This window comes from Paenibacillus hubeiensis (genome assembly GCF_032334105.1).
GTDB lineage: Bacteria > Bacillota > Bacilli > Paenibacillales > Paenibacillaceae > Paenibacillus > Paenibacillus hubeiensis.
Map to the genome: position 1 here is coordinate 554,035 of NZ_JAVYAE020000001.1, position 19,117 is coordinate 573,151.

Consider the following 19,117-nt stretch of genomic DNA (forward strand, 5'->3'; position numbering starts at 1 on the left):
ACCTGGGCACCGCTGCTGGGCCAGGTTGTTTGTTCCTTGGTGCAATCCACTACGGCCATCTCAGCCAATTCAGCAAATGGTCATGAGACTCCTTGTCGTCGGCTGCACTGTGTACATGCTCCGCAAGCCGGTTGAGCCGTTCAAGCTGGTAGCCGTAATCGTAGATTGCAGCCGCAGCGATGGACAGTCTCAGCATGCCTTCCTGTTTCACGTCGAAACGGGAAATCGCCTGCTCCATGAAACGGTCGTTGTCCTCATTGAATTGGGCTGCTTCTTCGTCGTTGGGCTTCAGCTTGTCCTCAAACTTAAGCAGCGCATGCTCGTGAAACTTGATAACGCGTTCCAAATGGTTATCGAAGAACTGGTCCATTTCCGGCGTGCGCTGTGCTTGAAAGTAATGGCGCTCGACCGAATCCAGGACGTCGTATCCCTTTTGCAGACTAAGCAGCATCTGTTTATAAACGACCATTTGGCGGGTTTCGCTGAATTTCGGTCGTTTCATCTTCTTCTGCTCTTCCTCGAACAGATTGTATTTGTCGGATAGCGACTTGATGGCTGCCCCTAATTCGTTCTTCTGATCGCGAAAAACCGCTTCCTTGATCTCATCGGAAATGGATGTCCGCAGGAGAAGAGACATGTTGTTGAATACGCTTTGGATCTGTTTCACAAACTGCACCTTGGGCTTGGGCGGAAAAACCATAATGTTAATCAAAAAAGCCGAAATGATGCCCACCAGTGTCAACAGGAACCGATTAAGCGCAAAGTGCCAGTCTCCCGAAGCCTCCATAATGGAAACGACGGTGACCAGCGTGAGCCCCACCGTTTCTCCCATGTTCAATTTCAAACAGATCATGATGACCAGCACGATGATCAGACCGACCGCGATCGGTTCATTGGATAACACCATGCCGCCAATCAGAGCAACGATGGCTCCGAGCGTCGTCGTTTGCAGCTGGTCCAGGAAGTATTTCCACGATCTGTAGATGGACGGCTGCATGGCAAAGATGGCCGCGATCGCGGCGGGAACCGGGGATTGCGGGTTCAGGAATAAGCTGCTCAGGTACAAGGCCAGCGTCACCGCGATACCCGTTTTGAGCACGCGCGCACCAAAAGACATCTAAGCCCCTCCTTTTCCAGGTTCCGGTTGTGTTCGTTGGATGATCATTATCATTATTACCCCATATTTCTTTTTTTGCCTGACAAGTTCAAGAGAAAGATTTATTTTATCATGGAAGGCACAGAGATGCCATTCCTGATCTTGCAACGCAAACAATCCCCGCCGCCTGCTCGTCGCAAGCACCGAGGATTGTCTCATGTCAGGCCATCTCCCCCCGTTTTCCGGTGAGGACTAGGGAACGATGCCCTCCCATTCCTGCTTGAACCGTTCCACGAACTGAACCATGAAGTCATGGCGCTGCTGTGCCAGTTCTTTGCCGACCGCCGTATTCATTCGATCCTTCAGCTTGAACAGTTTTTCGTAAAAATGATTGATCGTGGTGCTGCGCCCGTTCCGATATTCCTCCCGCGTCATGCTCTCCCGCGGCGGCAGGGAAGGATCATACATTTCGCGGCCGCGGGCACCCGCAAATGCAAACGTGCGGGCAATGCCGATCGCGCCGAGAGCATCAAGCCGATCGGCGTCCTGGACGACCTGTGCTTCCAGCGAGCTGACCGGAACACGATCGCCCCCAGCGAAGGAAATCGTGCGGATGATGCTCAGCACCGCTTCCTTTACGCCCGGTTCGAGCGGCTGCAGGTCCAGCCAGGCATTCAGTTTCGCCATGCCTGCCTCCAGGCTCTCGTTCAACTTTTCGTCAGGCACGTCATGGAGCAGGGCGGCCAGCTCGCAAATGTACGGATCCGCTCCTTCGCGGTGCGCAAGTTCGACCGCAAGCGCCGTTACCCGCTCTACATGCGGCCAATCATGGCCGTCGGCATTGCCTGCTGTATCGCCTTGGACGAAGGTTCGAGCGGCTTGAAGCACGGCTTCCCTTGCCGATGTTTCGTCCTTCTCTCCATTCGCAGAGGACTCCAAGCCCGGGACCGGAAGGTTCCTCGATGCCTCGTCCATCATTCCCGCTCCTTGTCTTCGCGGGCCTGTTCACGCGGTACGCGCCGGGCCACGCCCGTATTTACGGCCGCTTCCACGACCCGGCGGCGGATGGATTTCACCACTTTGTCGTTGAATACGCTTGGAATGATGTAGTAACGGTTCCGCTCTTCATCCGAAATGGATGAGGCGATCGCCTGGGCCGCGGCGAGCTTCATCTCTTCGTTGATTTCCGACGCACGGCAATCCAACACCGCCCGGAACATGCCCGGGAAGCAAAGCACGTTGTTGATCTGGTTCGGATAATCGGAGCGCCCCGTCGCCATAACCGCCACAATATCCTCGACCAGCGCAGGCATGACTTCCGGCACGGGATTGGCCATGGCAAACACGATCGGGTCTGTGGCCATCGTCTGCACGTCCTCCCGCGTCAGCAGGTTGCCTCGGGACAAACCGATAAACACGTCGGCTCCGCGAATCGCCTCTTGCAGAGACCCTGTCACCAGTTCGGGATTCGTCCTGGCGGCATAATCGTTCCAAACATCGCTTTCGTAAGTTTGCGTGCGCACCAGGGCTCCTTCGCGGTCCACGCCGATCAGCCTGGTCGCTCCCGCCGAGAGCAGGATATTGCTGCATGCCACGCCGGCCGCACCGATGCCGCATACGACGATTTTCACGTCCTCGATCGATTTGCCGACCAGCTTCAAGGCATTGATCAAACCTGCGTATAACACCACTGCCGTGCCATGCTGGTCATCGTGGAATACCGGAATGTCCAGCTCCTCGTTCAAACGGCGCTCGATTTCAAAACAGCGCGGCGAGGAGATATCCTCGAGATTAATGCCGCCGAACGCGGGTGATATCGCTTTCACAGTACGAATGATCTCTTCGGTATCCTGGGTATCCAGACAGATCGGGAACGCGTCCACTCCAGCAAACTGTTTGAACAGCATCGCTTTGCCTTCCATGACCGGCATGGCGGCCTTTGGCCCGATATTGCCCAGTCCCAGTACGGCGCTGCCGTCGGAAACTACGGCAACCGTATTTCTTTTGATGGTTAGCGAAAAAGCCTTGCCGGGCTCTTCGGAAATCGCGGTACATACACGCGCCACGTCAGGCGTATACACCCTCGACAGATCCTCCCGGTTATGAATCGGCGTTTTTGGCGTGACTTCAATCTTGCCGCCCAGATGCAGCAGGAACGTGCGATCCGATACGTTAATGATGGAGACGCCCTTGAGCTGGCGTACCCCTTCAATGATTTTTTGGTTATCCTGAGCGTCCGTCACCGCAACCGTAAGATCGCGTACGGTGACATCCTGATTGGTCGAAATGACGTCAATGGCAATGATGTCGCCCCCAGATTCCGAGATGGCCGAAGCCACTTCGCCAAACTTGATGTCCTTTGTTGTCATTTCCAGCCGAATAATCATGCTGTTGCCGTCCAGATTTCTCTGATTCATGTCTATTCCTCCCAGACCGAATGTCTTGAGTTATATTGCTACCCGTTTTCATTTCGATGCATAGCCGCCCTTTTCCTTTATCCTTCCCGAAAAAGTGGTCCATGTAACAGAGAACATGCAAAAACCCTGCACATCCGGTGAAGGACATGCAGGGCTGCCGGGAGAAGCGTGCTTAGACACGCTCCGCGGCTCTGCGCAAAACGCAAATGTCGTATGGTTTCAATTCCAGATTGGATTCCACCGGTTCATCGGTCAACAAGTCGGTATAAGACAGGCTGCCCAACCCGACCTGTTTGCTGTCAGGCGTGTAATTCTGTACAAAGACGTAGTCTGCCGTGCCGTCGGTTCTCACATGGGCCGTTACTCCGGCCGGAAGCTCGGTATCCAATGCCTTCTCGATGTTCAGGTCACGGATGAGCCTGCCGTAGAAATCGTCATGGAACGGTTCCGTGAAACGGGCCGCGATGTAATACGCCTTGCCGGAGCCCAGACGGTTGACCGTCAATGCCGGTCTGCCCGCGTAGAAATCCGAGCGATATGTTCCGAGCGCCTCCGCACCTTCGAGGTGAATAAGGTCGCACAATTCCACCGCATCGTACGATGCGTCCAGCCCCAGTTCGTTTCCTTCCAGCGGGGTCATCCCGTTCCGGTCGCGATCGTGCAAGCCGTCGATTTCCTCCGACCAGATGCCGAGCGTTTTGCGAAGCGGGCCCGGGAATCCACCCAGGAAGCAAAGATCGTTCTCGTTGACGATGCCGGACCAATACGTGGCCACGAACGTGCCTCCGTTCTCCACGAACCGTTCGATTCGCTCTCCTACGCCTTCCCGCATCAGGTACAGCATTGGCGCGATCAACAGCTTGTACTTGGACAGGTCGGCATTCATGTCGATCACGTCGACCGCCACGCCTTTTTTCCAAAACGCTTCATAGTGGCTCTGCACCGTTTCCTCGTACTTCACGCCAATGTTGCGCGGACCTTGGGAATCTTTGACGGCCCAACGATTCTCCCAATCGAAAATGATGGCAACTTCTGCCGGCACGGACGTTCCGACGATGGCATCCATGCCTTCCAGCACGGTGCCCACATCCGAGACATCCTTGAACACGCGGGTATGCTCATGCCCGGCATGATCCACGACCGCGCCATGCAGCTTCTCGCTGGAGCCGCGGCTTTTTCTCCACTGGAAGTACTGCACGCTGTCCGAACCGTGCGCTACCGCCTGCAAGGAGGATAGAAGATGCATGCCGGGGCGTTTCAGTTTGCTGACATCCTGCCAGTTGGTGGAACTCGGGGTGCTCTCCATGAGCAGGAATGGCTGCCCTCCCTTGATGGAACGCACGATATCATGCATCATGCCGATGCGCGCGGCCTGCTTGGCATCATCGTCGGCATCATGCCACGTCGGGTAGCTGTCCCAGGACAGGACATCAAGAATGTCGGCAAACTTCCAATAGTTAAGCCCTTCATAGAACTCCATCAGGTTGGTCGTTACCGGCAGGTTCGGATTTTTCGCTTTGAGCGGCTTGGTCTCATGCACGATGAAATCGGCGGTTTGATCCGTCACGAAGCGGCGCCAATCCAGATTCATCGCATGCACTTGGGTTTCCCCGTGCGGCGCAGGGGATTCAACCTGGCTCCAATCCGTGATCGTGTGGCTCCAAAATGTCGTCCACCAGGCGTGATTCAATTCGTCCAGCGTGCCGTATTTCTTTTGCACCCAGCCGCGGAATGCTTCCTGACAATGATCGCAGTGGCAGTCCCCGCCGTACTCGTTGGAAATATGCCATCCAATGACAGCCGGATGATCGGCATACCGCTCAGCCAGCCTGGTATTCATTTGGTTCACTTTTTCCCGGTATACCGGGGAAGTATAACAGTGGTTATGCCGGAAACCGTGCAAATTGCGCACGCGGTTAGCCCCTACCCGCAGCACTTCAGGATATTTCGCCGACATCCAGGCCGGTCTCGCTCCGCTCGGCGTAGCCAAAAAGGCATAAATGCCTTCCGCTGCAAACGCATCCAAAATACGGTCCAGCCATTCAAACGTATAAACCCCTTCCTCCGGCTCAAGGGAAACCCATGAGAAGATACCGATGGACATGACGTTGCATTTGGCCAGCTTCATCAGACGGATGTCTTCTTCAAGCACCTCGGGATAACGAAGCCACTGCTCTGGATTATAATCGGCACCATGCAGCATATGCGGCACTTTGGAACTTGCGGGTGAATATTTATATGTCATGAGTACAACTCTCCTTTTCGCGTTTCTTGATGTTGCCCACGATTACGTCGCTGGCTGTTCGCGTACGGTCGATAACGCCGAGAACGATTCCAGCTTGCGTCCTTTGAAATCAAACATCGTCAGGTTGCCCCAATTGTTCGGATGTCCCACGGACCAATCCGGTTTGCTCGGAATCCAGGCTGGCTCCCAATAATAGAATCCGGCTCCCAGCCCGCCCGGCACGTCGCGGATGATTTGCAGGAAGTCCTGCAAGTATTTGCGCTGTCCTTCCACCGTTGCGGGATATCCTGGCAGCAGCATCTCTTCCTGATTGAAGATCCATTCGTGCCCTTCCGGCTGCTCCAGCGTCCAAGGATAAGCGGTTTCAACCACGTTAATCGGTTTGCCGTAACGCGCGGCCAGGTCGTGCAGGTTATCGCGCAATGCCTCCAGCGTGCCGTGCCACCATGGATAGAACGAGAGGCCGATGACGTCGAATTCCACGCCAAGCTGCTCGAAACGGTCATAAAACTTCACGCTCTCGGCATTGTCTCCCCCGCGGTCGATATGAATCATGACCTGAATGTTCGCGTCCACCGACTTCACTGCCGCGATGCCGTACTTCACAAGACCGGCAAACCGCTCCCATTGCTCATCGGTATCGTTCTCTTCTCCGCCAACACGGCCTTCGTTCCAGAGCATGCCGGGCGTGATCTCGTTGCCGACCTGCACCATGTCCGGCAGGGCGCCATTATCCTTCAGCGTGTTCAGCACATCGGCCGTGTACGTGCATACTGCCCGCTGCAGCTCCTCATAGGACAAGCTTTCCCATGCCTTCGGCTTCCATTGGTTGGCCGGGTCCGCCCAGCGATCCGAATAGTGGAAATCCAGCAGGAAATGCAGGCCGTGCGCCTTGATGCGCTTTGCGATCTCCACCGTGCGTTCCAGGTTGCAATAACCGCCGACAGGATCATTCCAGATCCGCAAACGGATTGCATTGGCGTCATTCAATTTCAGGATGGACAGCAGATCCTGTTCTTTGCCGTCCACGTCGCTGTAACTGCCGCCGTGCTGTTCGATTTCGTCCATGAAAGACACGTCCATGCCAAGAATGAACGGCTGTTCCTTGTGGTTACTCACTTCATCAACCTCCATCGCATTTTCGGAAATACCGGGCTCAGCCTTTCACTGAGCCCAGGGTCATGCCTTTAACAAAGAAACGCTGCAGGAACGGATACACGATCAGGATCGGCGCGCTTCCGATGAAAATTTGCGCTGCGCGCACGGTCGTTTGCGAGATCGCATCCATCTCCTTCGGATCCATGCTCATCGTGCTCATGTCCCGTCCGATGATCACCGTCTGCAGGAAGGTCGCGAGCGGATAATCTTTGGCGTTGTTCAGGTAGAGCAATCCGTCGAACCAGGAATTCCAGTGGAATACCATGCTGAACAGCGCAATCGTCGCAATGGACGGCATGGAGATTGGCAGGAAGATGCTGAACAGCGTCCGGAAATGATTCGCGCCATCGATCAGTGCCGCTTCTTCCAGCTCTTTCGGGATGCCCCGGAAAAAGTTCAGCATCAGGATGACGAGGAACGTGTTAACGGCGCCGGGAAGTACCAGAACCCAGAAGGAGTTCATCAGGCCGATCTTCTGGATGACCATGTAGAACGGTACCAGTCCTCCATTGAAAATCATACTGAAAACAAACAGCCATGAATAGATCGTTCTTCCTTTAAATTCACTATTTTCCTTCGACAGGGGATAAGCTGCCAAAAAGGTAATGAGGAGCGTGATCCCCGTGCCTACCACCGTGCGGAGCAGCGAAATCCAGAGCGAGTTGAGGAAAATCGGATTGTTCATCGTTTTTTTGTACGCTTCCAGCGAGAATCCGACCGGCCAGAGGCTTACCAGGTTCGCATCCGCTGCCGCCTTCGTGCTGAACGATACGGCCAGCACGTGGATGAGCGGAATGATGCACATGATGGCGAGCAGGATCAGGAAGCAAGTATTGACTATGCTGAACACGCGGTACGGCGTTGATTTATGATACATCGTAGTCCCTTCTTTCTCTGTTCGATTCGATTAGAATATGCGGTATCCGGCGTATTTTTTGGCCAAGCCGTAGGATACGAGGATCAGGATCATGCTGATGACCGATTTGAACAATCCGATCGCGGTCGCAAAGCCCATCTCGCCGTTCACCATCGCGGAGCGGTACACGAACGTATCGATGATGTCGCCTGTTTGGTAGACCAGCGGGTTGTACAGGTTGAAGATTTGGTCGAAGCCTGCGTTAAGCACGTTTCCGAGCGCCAGCGTTCCCACGACCATCAGCATCGGCACGAGCGAAGGAACCGTAATATGGAGCGTTTGTTTCCAGCGTCCCGCCCCGTCGATTTCAGCCGCTTCGTACAAGGCCGGATTGATGCCTGCGAGTGCTGCCAGAAACACGATCGTGTTGTACCCGAATTCTTTCCATACGTCGGTCAGGATGACCGTAAACCGGAACCAATTATTATCGCCGAGGAAAAAGTAAGGACCCAATCCAAATGTGCCGAGCACCCGATTCACTAAGCCCTCGTTGGACAGGAGGTCGATCAGGATGCCGCCCAGGATGACCCATGACAGAAAATGGGGCAAATACACCAACGTCTGGATGGACCGCTGTATGGCGATCTTGCGCACCTCGTTCAGCAGAATGGCGAACACAAACGGCACCGCCAGGTTAAAGATCAGTTTCAGCACCGCGATAATCAGCGTATTCCAGATGACCTGAAGGCTATCCTCGCGTTCGAATAAAAAGCGGAAATTGTCGAGTCCTACCCACTCTGACCCGCCGATGCCCAACCAAGGTTTGTAATTTTGGAAAGCCATCACGATGCCGCCCATCGGCACATAACTGAAAATGATCAGAAAGATGACGGCCGGCAGCAGCATTACGTGAAATGGCCAAGTTCGTTTCAATGTTCTCATGAGTGCTCCCCCTGTAGTTCTTCCTACCCAAGCTGTTTCCGGGTGGCTTATAGTGCGATTATATCAACCTGTCCGGACGCTCAAACAGCACATAAAAGCAATATAAATGGCACAAAAGCAACCACTTTCGGGCATCGGCACAAAAAGGGGAAAAACCCGCCTTTATCCGCGTTCCAAGTCGTTTCCGCCCTCGGAAGCATGCGCAAAAAAAAGCGCGCGGAAGCCGAGTTCCGCGCGCTGCAAAGCTTATTTTTTCACGCTAGCATACCAATCGTTGACCTCTTGGGTGATCTGGTCGCCGCCGCCCGATTTCCACGTTTGCACGAACGTGTCGAAGGCATCGGCCGGACTTTTTCCATAGATGATTTCGTTGAATGCCTGATTCTCGATTTTGTTCAGGTAATCCAGTTTCGACTTCATCGTTTGGGTCGTAGGACCGGTAAACATGTTTTTGTACGAAATGTCTTCTTGGGAAAGCAGCACTTTGGCTGCCGCAGGCGTTTCGCTGCCGTAGTTGACGGCAACGTCCTTCTCCAGCTTCGTTTCCGGCTCTTTGCCGTCCGCAAGGTTAAGCAGTGCTTTCATCTGTGCATCGGGAATGCGTGCGCCGTCGCGAACGAGCAGATAGCGAACGACATTGACATAACCGCCGTCGATTTCTTCGATCGGCAATTGTTTGCCGTTGGCGTCCAGCTGATAATCATACCCTTCGAACAAGCCGTTATCGTAAGGGCTGCCCGGTTCAGGGTTGGCGTAGTTGTCGAACAGGTAATTCTCATAGGTAAAGAACGCTTCCGGATGCTCCATGTCTTTTTTGATCAGGATGACGCCATTGACGAACGGCGTGCCATGACGCATCGCTTTGCCATCCGGGCCTGTCGGAATCTGAATCGGTTTCCATACCGCGCCCGGAGCGTTTTTAACTGTGTCTTTCAATGGCCATCCGCTCATCCAGTACGGACCTGGAATAATCCCCGCCGTGCCGGCAACCGCAGGCTCTGCGGTTTTATTTTCGTCCCACAGCGCCGCTTCCTGAGGAATGTAGCCTTTTTTCAGCCATTCGCTCAGTTTGACCAAACCTTCTTTCATGCCCGGGTGGATGGACCCGTATTCGAGCTTGCCGTCTGCGCTTTCATTCCACTGGAACGGCAGCGTGCCGTATGCACCGAAGATCCAGGAAGGATCCCCCATCCAGGTGTTCATGGATGTTTTGAATCCGATGCTGAGCGGCGTCACTTTATCCGGTGCAAGGCCGTCCGGATTTTTGTTTTTAAACGCTTCCATAACAGTCTCTAATTCGTCAATCGTTTTTGGAGCTTCCATGTTCAACTTGTCGAGCCAGTCCTGGCGAATCCAGAGCAGGTAGTCGTTGTTGTACGCATAATCGAGGACCGGGATCCCCATGCGTTTGCCGTCGCGCATGTATTGGTTCCATACGTTGGGATCCTGTTCCATCGCTTTTTTCCATGTATCGGATGCGTATTTGTCGAACAACGGACCCACTTCTTGATACATGCCGGAATCGATCAAATCCTGGGCAAGCAGGTTATCCCCGACGGTAACGACATCCGGCATCTCTTGGCCGGAGGACATCGCGAGCCGCAGCTTGGTTGCAAACGCACCGTTGGTGTCGGTCACGGACCACAGCGAATTGATGTTGATCCCGAATTTTTCCTTGGCCCATTTGGTAGCTACGCTATTTTCAATGGATTCCCCGTTTTTGAATTTCAGCTCCGGATCGATCCCCCATACCGTGGAAATGGTCACTTCCGGATCATATTTTTCTTTGTATTCATTTTGGGTGGCAGACGAGCTTGAGCTTGCGCTATCACTGCTGCCATTGCCCCCTCCGCATCCGGCCAGAACGACGGCCAGACAGGTTGTTGTGGCGAGAAGCGACAGCCATCTCTTTTTCGTAGAATTCGCTCTCATTGTTGTTCCCCCTTCGATCATTTTGGTTACCCTTTCATTATAGGTGTGCCAAGGCTTTCAGCCTATGTCACGAAAACAAGATTTCTGCACCTTATGCAACCTATATGACGAATGAAAGATGACATTTATGCCTGGTCCCTGAATTCGTTGGGGGTCATACCGTAATGTTTTTTGAACATTTTGCTGAAATATTGGGGATTTTGATACCCCAGCTCGCTGGTGATCTCGTATATTTTTTTGTTTGTGTGTTTGAGCAAATACAGCGCGCGCTCCATTCGCATCCGGATCATGTAGTCGCCCAAGCCTTCACCGGTCTCCGCCTTGTAGATTTTGGACAGATAGACGGGATGCAAGTAGACCTTGTCGGCGATCATCTTGACGGACAGCTCTTGTCCCGCATCCCTTGCCACCAATTCCTGCACTTGTTTGATCACATGCCTGCGGCTCTGCGTGCCATCCTGGTCGGACAGTTCCTCCTGCAGCTTGGCCAGCATTTCCATCGCCCAGCGGCGCAATCGCTCCGGCGATTGGATCAGTTGATGCGCAAGCAGAAGATCAAAGCCCGCATGATCGATTTCATGCACCAAATGGCCTTGTTTATGCGCAATGTACATAAAAGCGTTCGTGACCGACAAATACATCTCGTAAACGTGCTCCCTTGCGAGCCGAACCCGTTCAGCGGCATCAAAAACCGCGTTCAGTTTGCGGGCGGCCTCATCCCATTGCTTCGTTTCCAACAATTGGGGCAGCATCGGCGGTTTGTACAATTCCTCCAACACTTGCGCCGCATCGTTCTCCGGCCGCTTGTCCATGTCTTTTTCCAGCAAAACGATGGTATCCTGATCCGGGCCGGACAGTACCAATGAACCTAGGCTTTTGCGGTAAACGACCGGCAATTCGCCGAATGGAAAAGGCGAGGTGGCGACAAGGAACAGATCTCCCTGCAAATAACGGATGACATGTTCGCGGAACTTTGCGGCCCATGTCTTTAATTCGGACGCTTCCAACGGTCCTTCCGTTCCTTCCGGGTCCTGTATCAGCATGACGAGGCAGTCGTGCGGTCCCCGTGCGAACCATACGTTGAATTGCTGCCCGAACACTTCCTCGGCGATATTGCCGACGGCAAAATCCATCAGGTCGAGCGATTGCTGATCCATGGCCGCGAACCGTCCCGTCAGACGGATCAGCATCATGACCGACGGCTTGTCCGGCTGAAGCGGAATTTCGTATTCGGACAACTGTTCGCCAAGCGCCTTGGTTGTCATTTCGCGCCCCAACAGCAGATCGTGCATCAAATTTTCCCGCAAAATTTTGTAGTCCGACTTCCGGCTGTAGAGCAGTCTGTGGTATTTGTCGAATTCATCCCATTCCCCGCGCAGCGCCGTAATGGCAGCCGTAACGGAAGACATGAACTCGTCGTCGTTCACCGGCTTGAGGATGTAGTCTGCAGCCTGCAGCTGAATGGCCCTCTTTGCATATTCGAAATCACTATGTCCTGTAAGCAAAATGCAGCGAATGTGCGGCCAGCGGCTGCCGATCTCGGCGATCAGTTCCAGCCCCGTCATGCCAGGCATGCGGATGTCGGTGACCACGACGTCCACTGCGTTTTCTTCCAGAATCCGCAGCGCTTCGTTTCCCGAAGCCGCGCGCAGCACGGTCGTTACGCCAAGCTCTCCCCACGGAATGGTCATTTCCAGACTTTCCGTCACATACGTTTCATCATCCACCAGCAAAATGTCGATCACCTTCGTCACTCCCTGTCTGTATCGTCATGTTTGATTTCATCGTTACTCGTCTAACTCCGCTTGTCCATGCTGCCTCTCCATTTCGTCGAATAACTCGCCATCGGAAGCAGGCCAGAATAAGGTCACTTTCAGTCCGCCAAGCGGCGATTCCGCAATGCTCATGCCAGCCCGGTCGCCGTACTTGAGCTGCAGGCGCTGGTTCACGTTCCAAAGACCGCAGCCCATCTCCTGATCCATTGCGCCCGTCAGTTTATGCTGCAGCTCTGCGCGAGCAAGCTCATCCATGCCCTGCCCGTCATCCTCCACAGCCAACACCATCAGTCCGTTCCGGATCTCGCCGGAAACCCGGATTTGGCCGGCTTCAGCGTCTGTTTCGATGCCGTGAATCACCGCGTTCTCGACGAGCGGCTGCACGATCAGCGGGGGCACGTCCTGCCCGAGCAAACGATCCGGCAATTCTACCGTATAGCGGATTCGCTCCATGCGCATTTGTTGAATTTCCAGATAACACGTCACAAATTCGATCTCTTCCCTGAGAGGGACCAGATCGCGTTCCTGCCGGGTCGTATACCGATAATATCTCGACAGGTTGTGGGACATAGCCACGACGGCATCCACGCGCTTCAGCTTCGCCATGCTAGTGATGAACGAGAAGCAATTATAAAAAAAGTGCGGATTGATCTGCGATTGCAGCTGTTTCAAGCGCGCTTCCCGCACATGGATCTGCTCGAGATAGACATGCTCGAACAGCTGCTGTATTTTTTCCACCATGGAATTGAACCGTTCGGACAGAAAGCTGAACTCGTTTTTGCCCTTGGGTTTGATCCGTACGGAATAATCCTCCTGCTTCAGTCGCTGGAAACCGCGGATCAGCTGTTTGACCGGCATCTGTACCTGTACGTACAGCAAATAGGCGACGAGGGCGCCGGTGATCAACAAAAAGATCATCGAGCCATAGAACAGCGTGTTCGATTGATGGATCGGTTTTAAAATATCCGACAGCGGCATGTAATCCACCAGATAAAATCCGGTCGTTCGGGATTTCACCGTATTTACCATATAGGGCTCGCCATCGATGACGACGGTCCGGCTGTCCACGTTTTTGAGCTTGTCGAAAGATAGCTCCCGGATCAGTTCACCCGTCAACTCGCGATCCGACGTCCGGTTATATACGACGCCCATGTCTTCGCGATAATAAAAGGGATCGTGGCGTCCATCTCCTTTGAACTTGTCCAGCATATCCCGGATATTGTCGCTGTTGAACTCAAGCTTGATCAGCGTTTCGGCATTTTGAGCCGGGTCGTTGATCCAATACGGCGAAGACGTAATCCAACTGAACACAAATTTGGTGTCTTCGCCCTCCTCGACTTTTCGCACGTTCCAACCTGTCGCAATGTTGCCCTGAAGCGATTTCGGATCATAGGAACGGGCATCCCGTTCCGACACCACCCTGCCCAGTGAAGGGGAGTATAGATACAGTTTGGTCGTCCAGTTGGACGAGCTCTCTTGGATGCTGAGCTTTTTTTGAATGCGTTTGACCAAATTGATCATGTCCAGGTCAAAGTATTCACTGTCGACGTAAATCCGGCGAAAGCTCGAGATATCCGGATCGTGAATCAGCAGGTTGGGCCACGAGGACAGCAGCTCGAAATGCGTATTGACCTGATTTTGAAAAAATTCGAGCTGGGTGCTGTTGGAACGGTTCAATTCGGCGCGAAGCACGGCAGTCGTTTTATGGTTGGAATACCCATATAGCAGCACGACCGGAATCAGCATGATCAAGATCAGTATCATCATTTTGGAAAACAAGTTCGTCCGGTACGACATTTTCTCATCTCACCTTAGCTTAATTTGTCAGTGTATTCTATTTTAGCGATGCCAAAGCCAATTACAATTCCTTTTTTCGGCCTACTTGAAGGACCCATGCCCCTTTATTCCTTTCCATGGCAGCGGTCTCTATATAGGGTAAGCGTTGTCAATAAGCGGTTAAAGGCGACAAAACCAATATTTCTGCACTTAATACAACTTCCGGTCGTACGATAAAAAGAGCCGGCCGCAGCCAGCTCTTCTCAAGATAACCAGAGTAATAAACATCATTTCTAGGTTTGTTTCTTCTATGTATAGAACCAATAAATCCATTGCTGTTTTTAGAAATACACTTTAATCAAGGTTCTTCCAATACAATATCTTTTCCGTCGGCCGTGACGTCGAACACGATATCCGTCAGCCGCCCACCCACTTGAAAAGGCGCCTTGGCTTGCCCCTTGAACACTAATCTGCCGCTAAATGCGGCATGTGCCTTTAGATCCAGATGCACCGGGCTAAGCTCCACCGAGTTTAACGTATTAAACAACGGGTCATCCTGATTTCCATACGTACGAGCCAGATCCGGCTTGAGCGCCACGCTTACATCATGTCTGCCATAGTTTTTAAGCGTAATCGTGCACGCCGCTCCGGTCACGCCGCTCTCTTGAACGTTGTAGATGCAGGAACTCTCGTCCCGAACGAAATACACACCATCCATGCCGGTTGCGCCCCATTTGGTCAAATACATCATTTTGTCGCTGACGTAGGGGTAGCTAACAATAACAAGAAGGACGACCAGCCATAGTTTCTTTGCCAAACGAGGGTAGGCCTGCATCAACTCTCTGCGCACAACATAATATCCGCACCATATCAGCCCTATGCCGACAAAAAACGTAACGTGCACGCCGCTGATATAGGACTTGGTATACGGGGACACCCCTAAATGCGACAATATCGTATCCCCCACGGAATAACCCAGATGATGCTTGAACGTAAACATAATCGCAAACATCAACAATATTGCGGAACAGACCAGCCTTGCCCTCGACACCGGAACACCCCCTAATGATCCGCCCTATTATATCATATTTTTCCTGTAAATGATTTATAATCCAACTGAATTCAGCAAAAAAAGAGAAAAGCCTTGCACAAGAAACAAGCCACGCATGCAGGGAAGCCGGTCCTGCACACAAAGACGCCCCGACAACATGTCGGGACGCCTTGGCTGGCCGAATTTATGGCTAACGTTGAAATTGCTGCCTGTAATTCACGGTCTATTTTTTGGAAAGGAATGCATCCAGCTGTTCCTGTTTGGCAGCAATGATTTTGTCGATGCCTGCCGCTTTCAGCTTTTCCAAATATTTCGGGATCATCTCGTCCGGATCGACTGCGCCGGATGTCATGCCCGGTTTGAACTGTTTGTTCACGTTGTTGACCGCCGCGATTTCGTTTTTGACCGATTGGCTGTTAAACGTGAATCCAAGCGCAGGCGATTTGACGCCTTTGGCATTGAATTCCTTGAATTTCTCCCATTTCTGCGGGTCTTCGTTATCCCACAGGTAGTTCAGGAATTGATTCCCGAGCTGCCATTGGGCACCTGGATTATAGGTACGGCTGTTGGCATCCACGCCTGGAGGCAGGGTGATGATGTTGTCTTCACCTTCTTTTTTCACGTAATGTTTGCCTTCGATGCCGAAGTTCAGCAAGTTGTTGATTTCTTTGTCGGAGTGCAGCAGGTTGATGACCTGCATCGCTTTTTCAGGCTGTTCGGACGATCGGGAAATCGCCAGCATCGCGCCGGATGCATCGCCTGTCGTAATGGTCGGCTGCGTCATTTCGATCTGAGTCAGGGGATATCCGACGTATCCTTCCTCTTCCTTGTCCTTGCCGGGCTTCATGCCGTCCGTCCACATGAATGCTTTGCCAGCTTTGGCCTGGTCTTTCGGGAATACGTTGGACGTCGCCGCATCGCTGTTGATGTACCCTGCCTGATACCATTTGCGGGCGAGCGCCGCGGCTTCCTTGAATTCAGGCGTTTCCACTTCGTTCAGCACGGTCGTCGTTCCGGCCGTTTTGGAGATGACTCCAGGCACGGAAGCATCGCCGAGATAATCCCAGTCCAGATTCTCCAGCAACCCGTTGCCGTTGGTGTTGGACATGTAGAACGGCGTGACGCCAGGTTCATTGTCCTTGATCGTTTTGAGCAGCGGTTCCAGGTCTGCCCACGTTTTCACCGCCGAAAGGTCCATGTTGTACTTGTCGGCGAGATCTTTGCGCACAAGCACTCCGCGGGTCGCCGCCAGCTCCTTGTTGGTCGGAACGCCGTAATTCACGCCATCCACCTGGGAACCTTCCAGGAAGGCCGGGTCCAGGTTTTTCTTGATGTCCTGGCCGTATTGATCGAGCAGATCATTCAAAGGCAGGAATGCTCCCTTGGCCACGTTTACGGTGTAGTTCTGCCACGCCGCGGTGAAGATGATGTCCGACTTTTCTCCGGAAGAAATCATCAGATTAAGCTTGTTGTCCCATTGTCCCCAATCGATCGCATTGATTTTGAGCGTCGCGCCGATTTTGGGCTCCATTTTTTTGTTGATTTCCGCTTCCACCAACGCCACGTCCTTCTGCGGCGTTCCCGGGTAATAAAGCGTTACCTCATACGAAGGCGTGCTTGCGCTTTCGCCCCCTCCGCCGCCTTCCGCTGCCGGAGTCGTTCCTCCCTTGTCGGACGAGCAGCCCGCCAGCACCAGGCTGAGCGCCATGATTGCCGCCGCAATTCGCGGCCATACCTTGATCGATTTCAACACATGAACCCCTCCCATGAATTTGTGAAGAACCCTGCCCGCAGCATTTCCCCAATTCCGCTTGATGCGCACAGGGTTCATTCGCCAAGCATAGCCGTTAAGTCGGCAGGACTGTATGCACAGTCGGTTTGTATATGCCCTTTCATTGTCCATCCAGGCCTGAGTCCATTTTCCCCTCCGTTAACCGGGCGGAGTTAGCCTTTCACAGCTCCTACGGTAAGTCCTTTGATGAAATAGCGCTGAAAGAACGGATACGCGAGCACGATCGGGCCGATCCCGACGACCGCCATCGCCATCTGCAGCGTTTTGTTCGGCAGATTCAGCAATCCGCCTTGCGAAGAGATCTGTGAAGACACGTTGGAATTGGACGTCAAATATTGAATATCGAGCAGCGTCCGGTACATGAGGTACTGAAGGCTGATCGTCCGGTTATCGGAAATGAAAATCATGCTGAGGTACCAGTCGTTCCAGTAGTTCAATGTGCTGAACAGGGCGACCGTTGCCAGAACGGGCAGCGAGAGCGGAAGCACGATTTTCGCGAACGTCCGGATCTCTCCAGCGCCATCGATCCGTGCCGATTCCAGGATGGACGTCGGAATGGAATTCGCGAAAAAAGTGCGCATGACAAGCACGAAGAACGGTGACATCAGCAGCGGCAAAATGAGTGCGAGAATCGAATTTTTCAGGTCCAGCACGTTCACATAGACGAGATACCAGGGAACGAGACCGCCGTTGAACAGCATGGTGAAGAAAATGAAGAACGCGAACCAGCCGCGGTACGGCAAATCCCTCCGGGATAGCGGATAGGCATACAGTGCTGTCAATGCCACGCTGGTGACGGTGCCTATGACCGTAACGATAATGGAAATTCCATAAGAGTGGATAATCTGATCCATATCCTTGAACAAGTATTCATAAGCCTGCAGGCTGAACTTCTCGGGAATGAGCTTGTAGCCGTTCGCCACAATCGTCGTTTCGTCCGAAAAGGAGATCGCAAAGACAAGCAGGATCGGCACGATGCAGGCGATGGCGTAAAAAAGGAACATGGCGTGAATGACCGCGGCCGAACGCCGCGATATGGCTAGCGGATCACGTGTTTTCACAGGCTGATGTGCCTCCTCTCAAAATAGTGCGTTATCTTTATCGATTTTTCGGACGATGGAATTCGATATAAGCACCAGCACGAAACCGACGATCGCCTGATACAATCCGGCTGCGGAGGACATTCCGATGTCCCCTCCGATCAGGAATGTGCGGTACACATAGGTATCCAATACGTTGGTGACCGGGAACAATGCGCCCGACTCGAGCGGAACCTGATAGAACAGACTGAAATCCGCGTAGAAAATGCGGCCGATCTGCAGCAGGGTCATAATGATGATGAGCGGCACGAGAAACGGAATCGTAATCGAACGGATTTGCTGCCATTTGTTCGCACCGTCCAGCACGGCCGCTTCGTAATACTCTTCATCGATGCCGACGACCGCTGCCAGGTAAATCACCGCGTAGTACCCGATGTTTTTCCACGTGTTCACCAGCGGCAAAATGTAGGGCCAATACTTCGTCTCCGAATACCAATCTACAGGCTCCCCGCCGAACAGGGGCAGAATGGTCGAGTTCATAAACCCGGAATCCTTTCCGAGAAAGGCTAGCACCAGGTAACTGACCACGATCATCGATAAAAAGTAGGGCAGCAGCATCAGCGATTGATACAGTTTCGACATGCCCTTGTTCTTTACTTCGTTCAGCAGTATGGCCAAGCCTACGCCGACAACCAGATTAAGCAATATAAAAACCGTGTTATAAGCAAGCGTATTGCGGGTAATTTCCCAAGCATCGCTGGTGGAGAACAAATATTTGAAATTGTCCCAGCCGCTCCACGGGCTGCCCCATATGCCGTCGGCATAATTTACGTTTTTGAAGGCGATCAGCACGCCGAACATCGGCATATAGTTGTTGACCAGCAGAAACAGGACACCTGGCAAAAACATCAGGTACAGCACTTTGTATTTTCCGAGGTTGTACCAAACAGACTTTCGTTTCCGAGTGGTCCTCTCGGGGACTTCCGAAATTCCGGCTCGTTTGCCCGCCCGGGGTTGTGTCATCATGGCTTCGTCTC

General features: G+C 53.0%; 14 protein-coding genes. All 14 read right to left on the bottom strand.

Going from position 1 to position 19,117, the window contains the following annotated elements:
• Nucleotides 1–49 precede the first annotated feature (49 nt).
• The gene (locus tag RSX24_RS02535) at nt 50–1,117 is read right to left on the bottom strand and encodes an FUSC family protein (protein WP_236417947.1); all 1,068 of its coding nucleotides are present in this window, start codon (nt 1,115–1,117) and stop codon (nt 50–52) included.
• 231 nt (nt 1,118–1,348) lie between these two features.
• On the bottom strand, nt 1,349–2,071 hold the full coding sequence (locus RSX24_RS02540) for an HD domain-containing protein (protein ID WP_343259577.1): 723 nt from the start codon (nt 2,069–2,071) through the stop codon (nt 1,349–1,351).
• The gene (locus RSX24_RS02545) at nt 2,071–3,513 is read right to left on the bottom strand and encodes an NAD-dependent malic enzyme (RefSeq protein ID WP_343259578.1); all 1,443 of its coding nucleotides are present in this window, start codon (nt 3,511–3,513) and stop codon (nt 2,071–2,073) included. The genes RSX24_RS02540 and RSX24_RS02545 overlap by 1 nt, the downstream gene beginning before the upstream one ends.
• 172 nt (nt 3,514–3,685) lie before the next feature.
• Nucleotides 3,686–5,758 (bottom strand): beta-galactosidase, encoded by a 2,073-nt coding sequence (locus RSX24_RS02550; RefSeq protein ID WP_290371469.1) that lies wholly within the window; start codon nt 5,756–5,758, stop codon nt 3,686–3,688.
• Between the two features lie 42 nt (nt 5,759–5,800).
• Nucleotides 5,801–6,877, bottom strand: a complete 1,077-nt coding sequence (locus RSX24_RS02555) for a glycoside hydrolase family 53 protein (protein WP_339277333.1) — start codon at nt 6,875–6,877, stop codon at nt 5,801–5,803.
• Nucleotides 6,878–6,914: 37 nt separating this feature from the next.
• Nucleotides 6,915–7,793, bottom strand: coding sequence for a carbohydrate ABC transporter permease (locus tag RSX24_RS02560; RefSeq protein ID WP_236417954.1), 879 nt, complete (start codon nt 7,791–7,793; stop codon nt 6,915–6,917).
• A gap of 30 nt (nt 7,794–7,823) precedes the next feature.
• Nucleotides 7,824–8,714, bottom strand: a complete 891-nt coding sequence (locus tag RSX24_RS02565; protein ID WP_236417956.1) for an ABC transporter permease — start codon at nt 8,712–8,714, stop codon at nt 7,824–7,826.
• A gap of 246 nt (nt 8,715–8,960) precedes the next feature.
• Nucleotides 8,961–10,646 carry an extracellular solute-binding protein gene (locus RSX24_RS02570; RefSeq protein ID WP_236417958.1) on the bottom strand — a complete coding sequence of 562 codons (1,686 nt, stop codon included), beginning with the start codon at nt 10,644–10,646 and terminating at the stop codon, nt 8,961–8,963.
• Nucleotides 10,647–10,771: 125 nt separating this feature from the next.
• The gene (locus RSX24_RS02575; RefSeq protein WP_236417961.1) at nt 10,772–12,391 is read right to left on the bottom strand and encodes a response regulator; all 1,620 of its coding nucleotides are present in this window, start codon (nt 12,389–12,391) and stop codon (nt 10,772–10,774) included.
• Nucleotides 12,392–12,433: 42 nt separating this feature from the next.
• On the bottom strand, nt 12,434–14,218 hold the full coding sequence (locus RSX24_RS02580; RefSeq protein ID WP_236417963.1) for a sensor histidine kinase: 1,785 nt from the start codon (nt 14,216–14,218) through the stop codon (nt 12,434–12,436).
• 337 nt (nt 14,219–14,555) lie between these two features.
• Complete coding sequence (locus RSX24_RS02585) at nt 14,556–15,248, bottom strand: hypothetical protein (RefSeq protein WP_236417965.1); 693 nt, start codon at nt 15,246–15,248, stop codon at nt 14,556–14,558.
• Nucleotides 15,249–15,471: 223 nt separating this feature from the next.
• A complete protein-coding gene (locus RSX24_RS02590; RefSeq protein ID WP_236417968.1) occupies nt 15,472–17,001 on the bottom strand; it encodes an ABC transporter substrate-binding protein in 1,530 nt (509 codons plus the stop codon).
• Nucleotides 17,002–17,192: 191 nt separating this feature from the next.
• The gene (locus tag RSX24_RS02595; RefSeq protein ID WP_236417970.1) at nt 17,193–18,101 is read right to left on the bottom strand and encodes a carbohydrate ABC transporter permease; all 909 of its coding nucleotides are present in this window, start codon (nt 18,099–18,101) and stop codon (nt 17,193–17,195) included.
• 18 nt (nt 18,102–18,119) lie between these two features.
• Nucleotides 18,120–19,106 carry an ABC transporter permease gene (locus tag RSX24_RS02600; RefSeq protein ID WP_236417972.1) on the bottom strand — a complete coding sequence of 329 codons (987 nt, stop codon included), beginning with the start codon at nt 19,104–19,106 and terminating at the stop codon, nt 18,120–18,122.
• Nucleotides 19,107–19,117: the final 11 nt, after the last annotated feature.